A 15,610-nucleotide genomic window follows, 5' to 3' on the forward strand; every position below is an offset into this window, starting at 1 on the left:
AAAAGATGGCGATTTATACCCGCACTGGTGATTCAGGAAGTACGTCTCTATTTACCGGACAACGCGTCAGTAAAGCTCATCTACGCGTCGAAACCTACGGCACGCTGGATGAACTGAACGCGGCACTCAGTCTGTGTTATTGCGCCACCGCCATCGAAAACCATCGCATATTACTGGAAGCCATTCAGCAACAGATATTTTGGTTTAGCGCCGAACTCGCCAGTGAAAGCGAACAGCCATCAGCGCAGCAGCGGTATATCAGTACAGAAGAAATCGCCGCGCTGGAAAAAGCGATCGATAACGCAATGAACGCTGTTCCTCCGGTTCACAGCTTCATTCTGCCAGGACGTTGTGAAGCTGCGAGCCGCATGCATTTCGCCCGTACGGTGGCCCGACGGGCTGAAAGGCGCCTGGTTGAACTAACAGCGGAAGCCAGCGTCCGCCATGTTTTACTGCACTATATCAACCGACTTTCCGATTGCCTGTATGCCCTCGCCCGCGTGGAAGACAACGTTGCTCATCAGAACCTGATGATTCAGGAAATTACAAAACGTTATCACGAGGCCAACCACACTTCAGCATTGAAGGAACGCACGATGTCGCTCACTTTTCAGGATCTTCACCAGCTCATTCGTAGCGCGGCAATGCGTGCGAATGAACTGCATATTCCCGTTGTTATCAGCATTGTCGATACCAACGGAACAGAAAGTGTTACCTGGCGGATGCCTGATGCACTGCTGGTTAGCAGTGAACTGGCGCCGAAAAAAGCCTGGACCGCCGTGGCAATAAAAACGGCAACACACAAGCTTGCTGATACCGTGCAACCGGGTGCGCCGCTTTACGGGCTCGAAAGTCATATGCAAGGCAAAGTTGTTACTTTTGGTGGCGGCTTCCCCCTCTGGCGCGACGGAATATTGCTTGGCGGGCTTGGCATTAGTGGTGGCAGTGTTGAGCAAGACATGGATATTGCCCAAAGCGCAATGAAGGCAATTAATGTGGGAGCAAATCAATGAATAACGTTGAATTAGAAACACTGATCCGCAATATTCTGCGCGAGCAGCTTGTCCCCACGACATCGCAAACGCCAAAAAACAGTATTTTCCAGACTGTCGATGAAGCGGTCTGCGCTGCATACCAGGCCTTTTTACGTTTTCAACAGTGTCCGCTTAAAACCCGCAGCGCCATTATCAGCGCTATTCGCGAAGAATTAACTCCCCGCCTTACAGAACTGGCGGAAGAGAGCGCTAACGAAACGGGAATGGGAAATAAAGAAGATAAGTACTTAAAAAACAAAGCGGCACTCGATAACACGCCAGGCCTTGAAGATTTAACCACCACGGCACTGACCGGTGATGGTGGCATGGTTTTATTTGAATATTCCCCGTTTGGGGTTATTGGCTCGGTCACGCCAAGTACCAACCCCACGGAAACCATCATTAACAACAGTATCAGCATGCTGGCAGCAGGCAATAGCGTCTACTTCAGTCCACATCCGGGAGCCAAAAACGTATCGCTGAAATTGATCGCCATAATTGAAGACATCGCGTTTCGCTGTAGTGGCATTCATAACCTGATCGTTACGGTATCTGAACCGACCTTTGCTGCCACCGAACAGATGATGGCGCACCCTAAAATCGGCGCTCTGGCAATTACCGGCGGTCCGGGTATCGTTGCAATGGGAATGAAAAGCGGCAAGAAAGTGATTGGTGCCGGTGCGGGTAACCCGCCGTGTATCGTCGATGAAACGGCGGATATTGTGAAAGCCGCCGAGGACATCATCAACGGCGCCTCATTTGATTACAACCTGCCGTGTATCGCTGAAAAAAGCCTGATCGTCGTGGCGCCAGTGGCAGATTATTTAATTCAACAGATGCAAAGTTTTGGCGCCCTTCTTCTTAACCATGAACAAACTGAAAAATTGCGTGCTGTTTGCCTGCCAGACGGTGTCGCCAACAAAAAACTGGTTGGTAAAAGCCCATCAACCTTGCTGGAAGCCGCTGGACTCCCTTTGCCAGTAAAAGCGCCTCGCTTACTGATTGCCGTTGTTGACGCCGATGATAGTTGGGTTACCTGTGAACAACTGATGCCAATGCTGCCCATTGTGAAGGTCAACGATTTTGACAGCGCTCTCACCCTGGCGCTGAAAGTGGAAGACGGCTTGCACCACACGGCAATTATGCACTCGCAGAACGTCTCACGGCTCAACCTTGCCGCGCGCGTTATGCAAACCTCAATCTTTGTCAAAAATGGCCCTTCCTGGGCTGGTATTGGCGTCGGCAGCGAAGGCTTTACGACCTTCACCATTGCGACACCAACCGGAGAAGGGACAACGTCAGCACGGACTTTTGCCCGCTCACGACGCTGTGTATTAACCAGCGGCTTTTCCATTCGCTAGAGAAACGGAAATGAATACTTTTTCATTGCAGACGTGTTTATACAGCGGACCAGGAAGTCTCAAAGTACTTAGCCGTTTCACGAATAAACACATCTGGATTATTTGCGACGCTTTTCTGGCACGATCGCCATTGATTGATACGTTGCGCCTGGCGCTGCCTGACAGCAATCGCCTCAATATTTTTAGCGAAATAACGCCCGACCCAACCATCCAGACCGTAGTAAAAGGCATCACTCAGATGCAAACTTTACGCCCGGATGTGGTTATCGGTTTTGGCGGAGGCTCCGCGCTGGACGCCGCAAAAGCGATTGTCTGGTTTAGTCGCCAGTGTGCTATAGAGATTGAAACCTGCGTCGCCATTCCCACCACCAGCGGCACCGGCTCAGAAGTGACCAGCGCTTGTGTCATTAGCGATCCTGAAAAAGGGATTAAATATCCCCTTTTCGATAATACGCTTTACCCGGATATCGCAATTCTCGATCCCTCGCTGGTCATCAGCGTGCCGCCCGCGATAACTGCCAATACCGGAATAGATGTTTTAACCCATGCGCTTGAAGCTTATGTATCTCCTCATGCCAGTGACTTCACGGACGAGCTGGTCGAAAAAGCAGCTCAAATTGTCTTTCAATACTTGCCCACAGCAGTGAAGAAAGGCGATTGCCTCATCACCCGCAGCAAAATGCATAATGCCTCGACGCTTGCCGGAATGGCCTTTAGCCAGGCTGGTCTGGGGGTAAACCATGCTATTGCCCATCAACTCGGCGGGCAATTTCATCTGCCACATGGCCTTGCGAATGCACTACTACTCACGGCAGTTATCCGCTTTAATGCTGGCGATCCTCGCGCCGCCAAACGCTACGTCCGGCTGGCAAAAACGTGTCGTTTATGCCCTGACGACGCCAATGACTCCGCAAGCCTGAATGCACTTATTCAACATATTGAACAGCTCAAAAAAGCGTGTTCAATACCAACTCTCGCCAATGCTCTGAAAGAAAAAAAAGCAGAATGGTCATCGCACATTCCAGAGATGGTTCAGGCGGCGCTGGCGGATGCTACATTGCGTACCAACCCACGTGCGGCTGATGCCAATGCAATTACAGAACTGCTTGAGGAGTTGCTATGAACGTCGAGTTAACGTCCTGCAACGGTCAGACAATCCGCGAGCGAGTTCAGACAGCAGGGGTCGTGGGTGCTGGCGGCGCAGGATTTCCAACACATATCAAGCTGCAGGCGTGTGTTGATACTTTTCTGGTGAATGCGGCGGAATGCGAACCCATGTTGAAAGTGGACCAGCAGTTAATGGCACAGCAAGCCAGCCGCCTGCTCCGCGGTGTTCACTATGCAATGAAAGCCACCGGGGCCAGTAACGGAATTATCGCGCTGAAAGAGAAGTATCAACCCGCAATAAGCACACTCACCCCATTGCTTCCGCCAAATATCCGCCTGCATATTTTGCCCGACGTTTATCCCGCAGGAGACGAAGTGCTGACCATCTGGATGGCAACAGGTCGCCGCGTCCCACCTGGCGCATTACCCGTTAGCGTCGGCGTAGTTGTCAATAACGTCCAGACCGTGCTGAATATTGCCAGAGCCGTCGAGCAAGAGTATCCCGTGACGCGCCGCACACTCACCGTTAATGGTGCGGTTGCTAAACCAATAACGGTTAGCGTCCCCATTGGGATGTCTTTACGCGAAGTACTGGCGCTGGCGGGCGGTGTAACGGTGGATAAACCCGGTTTTATCAATGGTGGGCCGATGATGGGAAGTTTGCTCACATCGCTCGACACGCCAGTCAGCAAAATCACCAGTGGCTTGCTGGTATTACCCTACACGCATTCACTGATCCAACGTCGAATGCAGGATGATCGCAGTGTACTTACCGTCGCGAAAACCGTTTGTGAACAATGCCGCTTGTGTACCGATCTCTGCCCACGTCATTTAATCGGTCACGAACTATCACCACATTTGTTAGTTCGTGAGGTTAACTACCCACAGCTCGCTACTCCGCAACTGTTGCTGACGGCGCTCACCTGTTCGGAGTGCAACGTCTGCGCCAGCGTCGCCTGCCCGGTAGGTATTTCACCGATGCGCATAAACCGCCTGCTTAAGCAGGAATTACGCGCCAAAAATCTCCGCTATGAAGGTGCCTTAAACCCTGCGGATGTCATGACAAATTATCGCCTGATTCCAGTAAAACGGCTGGTGGCCAGGCTGGGCTTAACCCCGTGGTATCAGGATGCGCCATTGTCTGAACACGAGCCTCAGCCCGAAAGAGTGACATTATTACTACGCCAGCACATCGGCACCAGCGCAATTGCGTGTGTACAAAAAGGCGATCGTGTTGTTCGTGGGCAATGCGTTGGTCGCATTCCACACGGCACATTAGGAGCCCCCATTCATGCAAGTATTGATGGCACGATCAGTGATGTGACAGAAAACGCTATTACAGTTGTGAGAGGTTAACCATGTCGAAAGCGGTAGGTATTTTAGAACTTAGCAGTATCGCGAAAGGGATGGAAACCGGCGATGCCATGCTGAAAAGCGCCAGTGTTGAATTACTGGTCAGCAAAACGCTATGCCCCGGTAAATTTCTGTTGATGCTTGGTGGCGATGTGGGTGCTGTGCAACAGGCCATCAATAGCGGCATTTCCCTTGCAGCTGAAATGCGGGTCGACAGTCTGGTCCTGCCGAATATTCATCCCAGTATCCTGCCCGCAATCAGCGGCCTGAACCATGTTGAACAGCGCCGGGCTGTAGGAGTTGTCGAAACCTGGAGCGTAGCAGCCTGTATTGACGCGGCCGATCGTGCTGTTAAAGCGGCAAATGTGGTCCTCGTTCGCGTGCATATGGCCTTCGGCATTGGTGGTAAATGCTACATGGTGGTTGCAGGCGATATTTCTGATGTTAATAACGCAGTCTCTGTCGCCAGCGAGTGTGCGGGAGAAAAAGGTTTGTTGATCTATCACTCGGTGGTTGCCCGTCCGCATGAAGCCATGTGGCGTCAGATGGTGGAGGGATAATGACAACTCAGCACACCACTGAACGGATGATTCAGGAATATGTCCCCGGTAAACAGGTCACACTGGCACATGTCATTGCTAATCCGGGAAAGGATCTGTTTAAGAAATTGGGTTTACCAGACACCGTTTCCGCTATTGGTATTCTGACAATCACACCGAGCGAGGCATCTATCATCGCATGCGATATCGCCACAAAGTCGGGCGCTGTAGAGATCGGCTTTCTTGATCGTTTTACGGGTGCGGTAGTACTGACGGGCGATGTTTCTGCTATCGAATATGCACTTAGCCAGGTTACCCGCACGCTGGGTGAAATGATGCACTTTACCGCCTGCCCCATTACACGGACCTGATATTATGCAACGCATGATGCTCATCGGCCCCAGCCAGTGCGGAAAGACGTCACTCACACAATGCCTGTGCGGAGAGAATATTCATTATCAGAAAACGCAGGCTATCGTCTGGTCCCCGGCGGCTATTGATACACCTGGGGAATACTTAGAAAACCGTAGCCTTTACAACGCGTTGCAGGTCAGCGCCTGCGAAGCGGATATTATCGCACTGGTGCTTAATGCGGACGCGCCGTGGTCACCTTTTTCGCCAGGTTTTACGACGCCAATGAATCGCCCGGTTATTGGAGTAGTAACCAAAGCAGATTTAGCCAGCGTGGAACAAATATCGTTGGTGAAATACTGGCTATGGGAAGCGGGAGCACGCGATGTGTTAGTGACCAGTGCAGTAAGTAACATCGGAGTTGCAGAGCTTCTTGCCTTGTTGCATAGCGAATAAGGCTGTCGTTAATTTCGACATTTCAGTATGTTAGCAGACGGGAATAATGATTTGTAACGCAGAGAGAAGAGTTAATGATCAGTGAGGATTGTCTGGCAACCCCCACTGAATAAAACAGGAATTACTTCGCTTCGCCGTTTTTCATTTCGCCCAGCGCTTTCAGCTTTTTGGAGATATCACGGCGTTCTTTGGAGAGTTCAGCATTTTTGATGATGTAATCGTCAACGCGATCTTCATAGTCGCCTTTCATGCTGGCAATAATGCCCTGGATTGCTTCGACGCTCATACCAGGTTTGATGTAATCGCTCAGGTTTTCCAGCAGCAGAACACGCTTCTGGTTGTCACGGATCTTTTTCTCAACGTCCTGGATTTCACGTTGCAGTTTGTTCTTACGGCGGAACAGACGAACAAATTCCAGTACATCCTGGAATGAAGGCTTGGTAGTTTCCATTTGTATACCCCTGATAATGTGAGAGTCGGATTCGTTTAAGCAACCGCTATTCGTTAGGGCCAACATTACTCATAGCTGCCGCAGATGACAATGCTTTTATCCCTTTTCACTATCATACCCTTTATCCTTGCTGAATCGAAGCAGCAGAAAAATGGTTCTGAAGGCCGGGATTTATCTGCGCAAGGCCCGACAAATCAGATTTGACAGCAACTCTAACTGGTGTGCTGTTTCCATGTTCAGCCAGACATAGCCATATATGGGCGTCTCAGCAATCTTCAGCTCATGGTGGTTATCGAGCAACTGGCGCAGCTCTTCCACAGCATCGTTCAATTTTTCCGTATTGGCAAAAACCGGTTGCGGATTGCCTTCATACAGCGCATGAACAAGCGACAACAATATTTGCTGCATCATTTGCTGCGTATCACGCAGTTTTTGCGCGTTCAGTAACACGAAATGGCTGGGGCGTGTGGCCCAGTAAGCATTGATTTGCAACTCCAGCATACAAATCAGATTGCGATTAATGGTCTGGATAGCTTCATAAATCGATTTTGGAATACGGGTTTCTTTGCTGGCAGGTGCAATCAGCCCACGCATTTTCACGGCGTCTGTCAAAAGCTTCTGCAGATGCGTTTCCAGATGTGGCCGTTCAAGTAAATTCGGTGAAAATGCTGACTGATAGATTCGATTATATTCAGTCAGGCTTTTCGCCAGTTGAATGCGCCAGTGGATGAAAGCTCGTTGCGGCCAGATGCCAGTAAACAACATAGCCAACAGGGAACCGAGAATAACATCGCCACTTCGCCATAATGCGGTGTCTATTTCGCCGGTTGGCGAACCAACAACAATCGCCAGCGTCACGCCAATCAATAGCCCCTGATAAGGCTTTTTACCCAGCGCCAGCCAACCGCAAAGGAACATGGCTGCCGCGCACCAGACCAACATCAGAGGTAACGAGATTAACTCCAGTTGCAGAGCGATAAGCCCTAAAATCGAGCCGAATACCGTACCACCAATACGTTCAAATGCACGAGGAACGACGTTCCCCCAAAACGAGATTGGCCCCATGATCACCACCATAGTCACCAGCGGCCAGGTACTTTCCGGGATGGTAAACAGGCGAATGATGAGAAAGGTAAGCAGAAACGCCAGCGCGACTCGCGTACCATGCACAATACGGTAATGGCGGTACACTCGAATTTCAAACGGGCTTAGGGATTTATCAGCACGCACGCAGGAACTCCGTCAATGAAGAATAAAAGCAGTCATAACGCATCTGGTGGTCGGAGGTCGCTAGCGTAACTCATCCGGCCGACAAACCGGGAACAGTGCGATTCCCGGCTGAATTGTCAGACAATTAAAAATACATCTTACTCTTTTCCCCAATGAAAACAGAGTGGTTATCGCGTTAACAGGCAGCCCCACAGCCATACGCTAGCGATGTTTTGGCTGCACTGCTACATACATTTCGATATCCCAATACCCCTCTTCTGCGCCATTGTTCAGATAAACTTCAAAACACGGTTTCGATGCTATTTCGTAAGCGCCGTCCTGCAAGAGACTATTAAAAAACTGATACCAGGGTTTGGCAAAATCATCACCGGTTACGCGAGCTACCGCCACAGCATACTGACCCGCTGAAATTTCCGTCACAATGACGCCTTCACTGTTTTCGGGAAGCGTGAAGTTATCCGCTACCGACACGACTGTATCACAGCGTAACTTTTCGGCAGGCGTCTCATCTGGATTATCGTAATAAACGGCGAGCCACTCTCTGGCTATAATATTTTTGTTTTGCACCCACATCATCAACTGCTCAAAACCTTGCTTTACCGTTTGTTCCCACGGGCCAACGAGATGAAAACCTGCAACGGTACGTTTATCTTCCTGCTTAATCTCGTAGTTCATGATGCCTCCATTGATACTGGTTTTTTATACAGCATAATGTGCGATATAAAAACCACAAGGAATGAGTGTTGATTATGCGAGCAGACTCGCACTCCTGCCAATCTGCTGCAAAAGAAAGGTCAGGCTTTATGATGGAAATAGTCACTCAAACGGGAAAACATACCGCCTTCACCGACCGATTCCAGCGTGACCAGCGGCCAGTGCGCCACCTGTTTATCGCGGTCATAAAGTTCGATTTCCCCTACTCGCTGGTGAGCGGCGATTGGCGCAGTCAGTTCTTTACCATCAAGAGTATATTTGGCTTTAATGTTGGGGATCTCAGTTTTAGGCAGCACCATCCAGAAGCCCTGTTCCGTCCCAAGGGCAATGTTTTCTTTATCGCCATACCAGATACGTTCCGTGCCAACCTTTTTCCCACGGTGCAAAATTTGCACCGTAGTAAAGTTTTGCTGCCCCCAGCGCAAAAGTTTCCTTGCCTCTTCTTCACGACCTTTTGCGCTGTCCGCGCCCATGACCACTGCAATAAGTCGGCGCTGACCATCCACAGCCGAAGCAATTAAATTAAACCCGGCGCCGGAAGTATGGCCCGTTTTCAGGCCGTCAACATTCATGGTTTTGTCCCACAATAAACCGTTACGGTTTTGTTGGGTAATGCCGTTCCAGGTGAGGCTTTTCTCGCTATACATATGATAAAAATCAGGTTCGCCATGAATGATAGCGCGAGAAAGCACAGCCAAATCATATGCTGAGCTATGCTGCCCCGGCGCATCCAGACCATGCACCGTTTCAAAATGGGTATCCTGTAAATGCAGTTTCTCGGCGTAATTGTTCATCATGTCGACGAACTGGCGCTGACCACCGGCAATATAATCTGCCAACGCAACGCAGGCGTCATTCCCGGAATCAACAATTAGCCCACGGCTTAAATCGCGTACAGATACACGATCGCCTTCTTTCAGAAACATCAGGGAGGAACCAACAAACACCGGGTTATCTTTCGCCCATGCATCACGTCCCACTGTCACAATATCGTCAGGCGTAATACGATGGCTATCGATAGCACGATCGACAACATAGCCTGTCATCAGCTTGGTCAGACTGGCGGGATTACGTTGTTGATGTTCATTCCCCGCCGTAAGAATTTGCCCTGTTGTATAATCCATCAACACCCATGCCCCTGCATGAATCGCTGGAGGTTGGGGAGAAAAAGGGATATTTTCCGCTGCCTGGCTGGAAGATAAGTTAAAAACGAACAAAGAAGCGGCAATAAAAAGACGGCGTTTCAACAGCATGTCCTCAGGAATTTCAATTAGCGGTTCTTTTTACGGAAATCCTGATGAAGGTTCTGGAATAAATTGCAAGTAAATGTGACGGTCATCTCATTTTCATCCTACCATTATCTGTTCTAACGCCCCCCCAAATTGTCGCTCTGAAGCTGAATAGCATTGTGATATTTGATACTCTGGCGTACAGCAGAAATAACGGATTTAACCTAATGATGAATAACGGCAAACATCAACCTACTTTTTTGTTCCACGATTACGAAACTTTTGGCACGCATCCGGCGCTGGATCGCCCTGCGCAGTTTGCCGCTATTCGCACCGATAGTGAATTTAACGTAATAGGCGAACCGGAAATTTTTTACTGCAAACCGGCAGATGACTACTTACCCCAGCCAGGCGCGGTATTGATTACAGGAATTACACCACAAGAAGCGCGGGCGAAAGGTGAAAATGAAGCCGCCTTTGCTACGCGGATCCACTCACTTTTTACCGTGCCGAATACCTGTATCCTGGGTTACAACAATGTGCGTTTCGACGACGAAGTCACACGTAACATCTTTTACCGTAATTTCTATGATCCTTATGCCTGGAGCTGGCAGCATGATAACTCTCGCTGGGATCTGCTGGATGTCATGCGCGCCTGTTATGCTCTGCGCCCGGAGGGAATAAACTGGCCAGAAAATGAAGAGGGTTTGCCGAGTTTCCGCCTTGAACATTTAACCAAAGCCAACGGCATTGAACATAGTAATGCCCACGATGCGATGGCTGACGTGTACGCCACTATTGCCATGGCGAAGCTGGTAAAAACACGTCAGCCACGTCTGTTTGATTATCTCTACACCCATCGTAATAAGCACAAACTGATGGCGCTGATTGATGTTCCGCAGATGAAACCTCTGGTGCACGTTTCTGGTATGTTTGGCGCATGGCGCGGTAATACCAGTTGGGTGGCGCCGCTGGCGTGGCACCCGGAAAATCGTAATGCGGTGATTATGGTTGATCTGGCAGGCGATATTTCGCCGTTACTGGAGCTGGACAGCGACACCTTGCGCGAACGCCTGTATACCGCCAAAGCCGATCTGGGCGATAACGCCGCCGTTCCGGTGAAACTGGTGCATATCAATAAATGTCCGGTACTGGCGCAAGCGAATACACTACGCCCGGAAGATGCCGATCGACTGGGAATTAATCGCCAGCATTGCCTCGATAACCTGAAAATTTTGCGTGAAAATCCGCAAGTGCGCGAAAAAGTAGTGGCGATATTCGCTGAAGCAGAACCGTTTACACCTTCAGAGAATGTTGATGCCCAGCTTTATAATGGCTTTTTCAGCGATGCCGATCGCGCGGCGATGAAAATTGTGCTGGAAACTGAGCCACGTAATTTACCGGCGCTGGATATCACCTTTGTCGACAAACGAATTGAAAAGCTGCTGTTTAACTATCGGGCGCGCAACTTCCCGGGGACGCTGGATTACGCCGAACAGCAACGCTGGCTGGAACATCGTCGCCAGGTATTCACTCCCGAGTTTTTGCAAAGTTATGCTGATGAACTGCAGATGCTGGCGCAGCAATACGCCGACGATAAAGAAAAAGTAGCGCTGTTAAAGGCGCTTTGGCAGTACGCGGAAGAGATTGTCTGATACGAAAAAGCCGGAGCAGTCCAATACGCTCCGGCTTTTAATGATTCACCGGATGATTATCTCATCCGGCTTTATAAGATTATGCTACGTCTTCGTACTGCGGAACCGGGTTGCGGAAGCTTTTAGTCACACAAGCCAGGTAAATCAGACCGATAGCCGCCCAGATCAGACCCAGAACCATCGAGCTTTCTTCCAGGTTAACCCACAGCGCACCAACGGTCAGCGCACCACACATCGGCAGGAACAGATACTGGAAGTGATCTTTCAGCGTCTTGTTACGCTTCTCACGGATCCAGAACTGCGAGATAACCGACAGGTTAACGAAGGTGAACGCCACCAGCGCACCAAAGTTAATCAGCGCCGTTGCCATTACCAGGTCAAAGTTGATTGCCAGCAGGGCAATCGCACCAACCAGGATGATGTTCATCGCCGGAGTACGCCATTTCGGGTGTACATAACCGAAGAAACTTTTCGGGAACACGCCGTCACGACCCATTACGTACATCAGACGCGCTACGCCTGCGTGCGCCGCCATACCGGACGCCAGTACGGTGATGGTGGAGAAAACCAGCGCGCCAACCTGGAACGCTTTACCCGCAACGTACAGCATGATTTCAGGCTGTGATGCTTCTGGATCTTTAAAGCGAGAGATATCCGGGAAGTACAGCTGCAGGAAGTAAGTCGCAAAGATGAAGATCATACCGCCGATCAGCGCGGTCAGGAAAATCGCACGCGGGATCACGCGCTCTGCGTCTTTAGTCTCTTCCGACAGGTTGCTGATGCCGTCAAAGCCGGTAAAGGAGAAACACAGGATTGTCGCACCGGTAATCATCGGGATGACATGTGCATCGCCAGACCAGAACGGACGAGTGCTCGCCAGCGTACCTGCGCCTTCACCTTCAAATACGCCATAAACCACCATGCCCAGAATTATCGCGATCAGCACAACCTGCAGCACCACGATTACGGTGTTGAAGTTCGCTACGGATTTCAGGCTACGCAGGTTAAAGGCGGTCATAAAAGCCACCAGCGCCACCACAAACATCCACGATGGGATAGAAGGCACCAGAGCTTCAAAATAGATTTTCGCCAGCAGAATGTTGATCATCGGCGCGAACAGATAGTCGAGCAGAGAAGACCAACCCACCATAAAGCCAACCGTCGGGCTAATGGATTTCTGGGCGTAAGTGTATGCAGAGCCAGCAGAAGGATAGCGGCGAACCAGCTTCCCGTAGCTCAGCGCCGTAAACAGGATTGCAATCAATGCGAATGCATAGGCTGTCGGCACATGACCATCCGTGAGGCCCGAAACGATACCAAATGTATCAAACAGCGTCATCGGCTGCATATAGGCAAGACCCATCATTACAACCGGAACTAACGTAAGCGTTTTACGCAATTCCACGCGAGAGGTGTTTGGAGTAACGTTATGCGACATGGTCATTCTCCTTTACGGTGATAACCGTCGCGTAAGCAAAAAATTGCCCCATTTTTTTTGATTCCTCAGCGACAACAACTGTCGATTTTTAGTAAATATCTATCCGGTACGAAGCCCGGCCTCTTGGATGAATGATTGGTTTGAAGCAAAAAATAACCGACGCTGATGAAACGTCGGTTTTTAGTCATTTTTTGACAGCGGCGCATTGTGCCTAAATGGGGGGTAAATGACAAGAGAATGAGAGGCTTGTCATAAAAATATTTCCTTAACTGGCTGATTTTCCGTCATCATATTTTGCATAAACACCGGCGATCGCACTATTTGCTAAAATCTCATCTCGCCACCATGCACTGGCGAGCCCTGCGGTCTGTTCATTCCAGCCAATCCACACCGATTCGAAGAGGATTTGTGCGACCACTTTTTTCTCGATAAGCGCGCCACTGTCCAGAAAACGTTGCGCCAGATAGCGAGGCAAATAGCCGCAACCAAGGCCGCTGATTTGCAGCTCCAGCTTGGTTTTAAAGTCGAATACGGTAATGGCTTCTTGTTCGTCAAGCAATTGTGGAACCGCAGTCGCGCCAGTGTAGGTTGTATCGCCCACCACAATCGCCCGGTAGCGTTTAATCACGCGTCGGTTAAGCGGTTCTTCTTCCTGCGCCAGCGGATGATGGGGGGCGACAGCGAAGACTTGTTCCAGCTCCCCCAGACGAGAAAAACCAAATTCGCTGGAAGATGGCGGCTCGCGCATCGCGCCAACAATGATGTCCGCTCTCCCCTGAGTCAGGGCCTCCCAAGATCCACCAAGCACGCCATTGATAAATTTCAATCGCGTCACGCTGTGATGTTGATAAAAAGCTTCAATGAGTGGCGCAAGCAGTGAAAAAGGAAAGGTATCATCGACGCCTATCACCAGCTCATTCTCCCAACCCTCATGAAGTTTGATTGCCTGCTTTTCCAGCTCGTGTACAGAATGGAGAATCTCTCGCCCTTTCTCTAACAACATTCTACCGGTACGGGTAAATTTGGCGCGATGACCACTACGATCAAGCAATTGAATATTAAGGTCGCTTTCCAGCTTGTGAACGGTATAACTGAGGGCAGATGGCGTCTTATACAGTTTGGCTGACGCCGCGGCAAAACTGCCCTCTTTTTCTAAGGCATCAAGGATCATCAACACATCCAGCAGTGGTTTCATACACGCCCCCTTGCGGCGTATGCGGCATCCTGCTGGCGTGATGCTTTACTCCAGCGGCATTACCAGTGGATCGGGATACTGGTATTCAAATCCCAATTCATTACAGATCCGGCTGCCATCAATAATTTTACCTTTGCCGCTGTCCAGACTGTTTCTGAACTGCGGAGGTTCCAGCCCCAATAGACGGGCCATTTGCGGGTAGAAAACATTGCGCGCAGGATGAGCTGGCGCACATATATTATAGATGTGTCCGCCTTTAGGTGCCTGTAGTAACAAGGTGATTGCGCCAATAACATCTTCCAGATGAACCAAATTAACGCCATGTTCGCCATCTGGCGCTGTTTTGCCCGCAAAGAAGCGACCGGGATGACGCTCCGGCCCGACCAGACCCGCAAGACGTAAAATATCGACCGAAGTGCCAGGTAAGTTGTGCAGCCAGTCTTCGAGTTCTTTTAATACTCGTCCACTATTGGTTACCGGATTACGCGGGGTGGTTTCTTTTACCGTGCCTTGCGCATCGCCATAAACAGACGTTGAGCTGGTAAAAATAATGCGGGGAATATGGTGAGCCAGTGCGCTATCCACTAACTCTTGTACCGCTTGTAAATAGAACTCATCGCCGGGACCGCTACGACGTGCCGGAAGCGTGATGACCAGCGCATCAGCATCCATCAGGGCATCCAGATCGTCAGAATCGCAAACTAACTCAGGTTCCATACGAAGCAAATAGCTATCAATCCCGCTCATTCTGGCCGCTTCGACGCCATCTTGTGTGGTTTTACTCCCGGTGACCTGCCAGCCCCGCGCTGAAAGTGACATCGCCAGCGGCATGCCTAACCACCCTAACCCGACAATTGCGACCTTTTTCATCCGTTTTCTCCTGATACACCTTAGATCTATAAGGCTACGCTAGCGCATCAAAACTGACAATTCATTCTATGAATGAATCGAAACTGTTAGCAGATATACAATTATACAATTGCCTGATGCGCTTCGCTTATCAGGTCGACAAAAACATCAATATATTGAATTTAGGCAACATCTGTAGGCTGGATAAGGCGTTCACGCCGCACCCGGCATGAACAAAGCGCGTTTTAGTTGCAAAACACAATGTTCTTAAGGGTTTTAAAGACGTATTTTCACGATGACTTTTTTAACGTACTCACTCTTAGCGCTCTCCATTCCCCGCTCATTCATTAAACAAATCCATCGCCATAAAATATATAAAAAAGCCCTTGCTTTCTCACGTGAAAGTGGTTTAGGTTAAATGACATCAGTTGAATAAACATTCACAGAGAATTTTATGACACGCGTTCAATTTAAACACCACCATCATCACCATCATCCTGACTAGTCTTTCAGGCGATGTGTGCTGGAAGACATTCAGATCTTCCAGTGGTGCATGAACGCATGAGAAAGCCCCCGGAAGATCACCTTCCGGGGGCTTTTTTATTGCGCGGTTGATAACGGTTCAGACAGGTTTAAAGAGGAAGAAGA

Annotated in this window: 17 protein-coding genes and 1 other annotated feature; of the genes, 9 read left to right on the forward strand and 8 right to left on the reverse strand. The window is 49.8% G+C overall.

The features are described from left to right. The first annotated feature begins 5 nt into the window (after positions 1-5). The 7 genes from pduO to PS053_RS05205 are packed head-to-tail and all read left to right on the forward strand — an operon-like array spanning position 6 to position 6,201. Positions 6-1,013: a two-domain cob(I)yrinic acid a,c-diamide adenosyltransferase PduO gene (gene pduO / locus PS053_RS05175; protein ID WP_256878904.1), complete on the forward strand. Its 1,008-nt coding sequence runs from the start codon at positions 6-8 to the stop codon at positions 1,011-1,013. Beyond that, positions 1,010-2,395 (forward strand): CoA-acylating propionaldehyde dehydrogenase PduP, encoded by a 1,386-nt coding sequence (pduP, locus tag PS053_RS05180; protein ID WP_059273967.1) that lies wholly within the window; start codon positions 1,010-1,012, stop codon positions 2,393-2,395. Before pduO ends, pduP begins: the two co-directional genes overlap by 4 nt. A gap of 10 nt (positions 2,396-2,405) precedes the next feature. Beyond that, positions 2,406-3,518 (forward strand): 1-propanol dehydrogenase PduQ, encoded by a 1,113-nt coding sequence (locus tag PS053_RS05185; RefSeq protein ID WP_256878903.1) that lies wholly within the window; start codon positions 2,406-2,408, stop codon positions 3,516-3,518. Next, positions 3,515-4,858, forward strand: coding sequence for a 4Fe-4S dicluster domain-containing protein (locus PS053_RS05190; protein ID WP_256878902.1), 1,344 nt, complete (start codon positions 3,515-3,517; stop codon positions 4,856-4,858). The genes PS053_RS05185 and PS053_RS05190 overlap by 4 nt, the downstream gene beginning before the upstream one ends. 2 nt (positions 4,859-4,860) lie before the next feature. Continuing rightward, entirely contained in the window at positions 4,861-5,415 is a 555-nt protein-coding gene (gene pduT / locus PS053_RS05195) for a propanediol utilization microcompartment protein PduT (protein ID WP_256878901.1), read from the forward strand. Next, entirely contained in the window at positions 5,415-5,765 is a 351-nt protein-coding gene (gene pduU, locus PS053_RS05200) for a propanediol utilization microcompartment protein PduU (protein ID WP_000211396.1), read from the forward strand. The genes pduT and pduU overlap by 1 nt, the downstream gene beginning before the upstream one ends. A 4-nt stretch (positions 5,766-5,769) precedes the next feature. After that, a complete protein-coding gene (locus tag PS053_RS05205; protein ID WP_256878900.1) occupies positions 5,770-6,201 on the forward strand; it encodes a EutP/PduV family microcompartment system protein in 432 nt (143 codons plus the stop codon). Positions 6,202-6,322: 121 nt separating this feature from the next. On the opposite strand, the gene PS053_RS05210 is transcribed toward PS053_RS05205, so the two are convergent. From PS053_RS05210 to dacD, 4 genes are all read right to left on the reverse strand, one after another. Further along, positions 6,323-6,652, reverse strand: a complete 330-nt coding sequence (locus PS053_RS05210; RefSeq protein ID WP_002461872.1) for a DUF496 family protein — start codon at positions 6,650-6,652, stop codon at positions 6,323-6,325. A gap of 171 nt (positions 6,653-6,823) precedes the next feature. After that, positions 6,824-7,882 carry an FUSC family protein gene (locus PS053_RS05215; protein ID WP_001200873.1) on the reverse strand — a complete coding sequence of 353 codons (1,059 nt, stop codon included), beginning with the start codon at positions 7,880-7,882 and terminating at the stop codon, positions 6,824-6,826. A gap of 201 nt (positions 7,883-8,083) precedes the next feature. Next, positions 8,084-8,557 (reverse strand): DNA gyrase inhibitor SbmC, encoded by a 474-nt coding sequence (gene sbmC, locus PS053_RS05220; protein ID WP_025238807.1) that lies wholly within the window; start codon positions 8,555-8,557, stop codon positions 8,084-8,086. 119 nt (positions 8,558-8,676) lie between these two features. Then, entirely contained in the window at positions 8,677-9,843 is a 1,167-nt protein-coding gene (dacD, locus tag PS053_RS05225; protein WP_054412537.1) for a serine-type D-Ala-D-Ala carboxypeptidase DacD, read from the reverse strand. Between the two features lie 209 nt (positions 9,844-10,052). Between dacD and sbcB the strand changes: the two genes are divergently transcribed. Next, a complete protein-coding gene (gene sbcB, locus PS053_RS05230) occupies positions 10,053-11,480 on the forward strand; it encodes an exodeoxyribonuclease I (RefSeq protein WP_072243852.1) in 1,428 nt (475 codons plus the stop codon). Between the two features lie 79 nt (positions 11,481-11,559). On the opposite strand, the gene plaP is transcribed toward sbcB, so the two are convergent. The 4 genes from plaP to PS053_RS05250 all read right to left on the reverse strand — a co-directional run bounded on the left by plaP (position 11,560) and on the right by PS053_RS05250 (position 14,983). After that, positions 11,560-12,918: a putrescine/proton symporter PlaP gene (plaP, locus tag PS053_RS05235; protein ID WP_059236235.1), complete on the reverse strand. Its 1,359-nt coding sequence runs from the start codon at positions 12,916-12,918 to the stop codon at positions 11,560-11,562. Then, positions 12,908-12,970 carry a membrane protein YoeI gene (gene yoeI / locus PS053_RS05240; RefSeq protein ID WP_010723108.1) on the reverse strand — a complete coding sequence of 21 codons (63 nt, stop codon included), beginning with the start codon at positions 12,968-12,970 and terminating at the stop codon, positions 12,908-12,910. The genes plaP and yoeI overlap by 11 nt, the downstream gene beginning before the upstream one ends. Before the next feature lie 213 nt (positions 12,971-13,183). Further along, positions 13,184-14,113, reverse strand: coding sequence for a LysR substrate-binding domain-containing protein (locus tag PS053_RS05245; RefSeq protein WP_025238804.1), 930 nt, complete (start codon positions 14,111-14,113; stop codon positions 13,184-13,186). A 45-nt stretch (positions 14,114-14,158) separates the two neighbouring features. Continuing rightward, the gene (locus PS053_RS05250) at positions 14,159-14,983 is read right to left on the reverse strand and encodes an SDR family oxidoreductase (protein ID WP_000754726.1); all 825 of its coding nucleotides are present in this window, start codon (positions 14,981-14,983) and stop codon (positions 14,159-14,161) included. Positions 14,984-15,416: 433 nt separating this feature from the next. On the opposite strand from PS053_RS05250, the gene hisL reads away from it, so the two are divergent. Beyond that, entirely contained in the window at positions 15,417-15,467 is a 51-nt protein-coding gene (gene hisL, locus PS053_RS05255) for a his operon leader peptide (protein ID WP_001364200.1), read from the forward strand. After that, positions 15,443-15,566: a sequence feature (His leader region), on the forward strand. Its footprint overlaps the gene before it by 25 nt. The last annotated feature ends 44 nt before the right edge of the window (positions 15,567-15,610 follow it).

The organism is Escherichia albertii, from assembly GCF_028622335.1.
Taxonomy (GTDB): Bacteria; Pseudomonadota; Gammaproteobacteria; order Enterobacterales; family Enterobacteriaceae; genus Escherichia; species Escherichia albertii.

Coding starts and splice junctions, on each gene's coding strand:
- pduO (WP_256878904.1), top strand. CDS start 6: ATGGCGATTTATACCCGCACTGGTGATTCAGGAAGTACGTCTCTATTT.
- pduP (WP_059273967.1), top strand. CDS start 1,010: ATGAATAACGTTGAATTAGAAACACTGATCCGCAATATTCTGCGCGAG.
- PS053_RS05185 (WP_256878903.1), top strand. CDS start 2,406: ATGAATACTTTTTCATTGCAGACGTGTTTATACAGCGGACCAGGAAGT.
- PS053_RS05190 (WP_256878902.1), top strand. CDS start 3,515: ATGAACGTCGAGTTAACGTCCTGCAACGGTCAGACAATCCGCGAGCGA.
- pduT (WP_256878901.1), top strand. CDS start 4,861: ATGTCGAAAGCGGTAGGTATTTTAGAACTTAGCAGTATCGCGAAAGGG.
- pduU (WP_000211396.1), top strand. CDS start 5,415: ATGACAACTCAGCACACCACTGAACGGATGATTCAGGAATATGTCCCC.
- PS053_RS05205 (WP_256878900.1), top strand. CDS start 5,770: ATGCAACGCATGATGCTCATCGGCCCCAGCCAGTGCGGAAAGACGTCA.
- PS053_RS05210 (WP_002461872.1), bottom strand. CDS start 6,652: ATGGAAACTACCAAGCCTTCATTCCAGGATGTACTGGAATTTGTTCGT.
- sbmC (WP_025238807.1), bottom strand. CDS start 8,557: ATGAACTACGAGATTAAGCAGGAAGATAAACGTACCGTTGCAGGTTTT.
- sbcB (WP_072243852.1), top strand. CDS start 10,053: ATGATGAATAACGGCAAACATCAACCTACTTTTTTGTTCCACGATTAC.
- plaP (WP_059236235.1), bottom strand. CDS start 12,918: ATGTCGCATAACGTTACTCCAAACACCTCTCGCGTGGAATTGCGTAAA.
- PS053_RS05245 (WP_025238804.1), bottom strand. CDS start 14,113: ATGAAACCACTGCTGGATGTGTTGATGATCCTTGATGCCTTAGAAAAA.
- PS053_RS05250 (WP_000754726.1), bottom strand. CDS start 14,983: ATGAAAAAGGTCGCAATTGTCGGGTTAGGGTGGTTAGGCATGCCGCTG.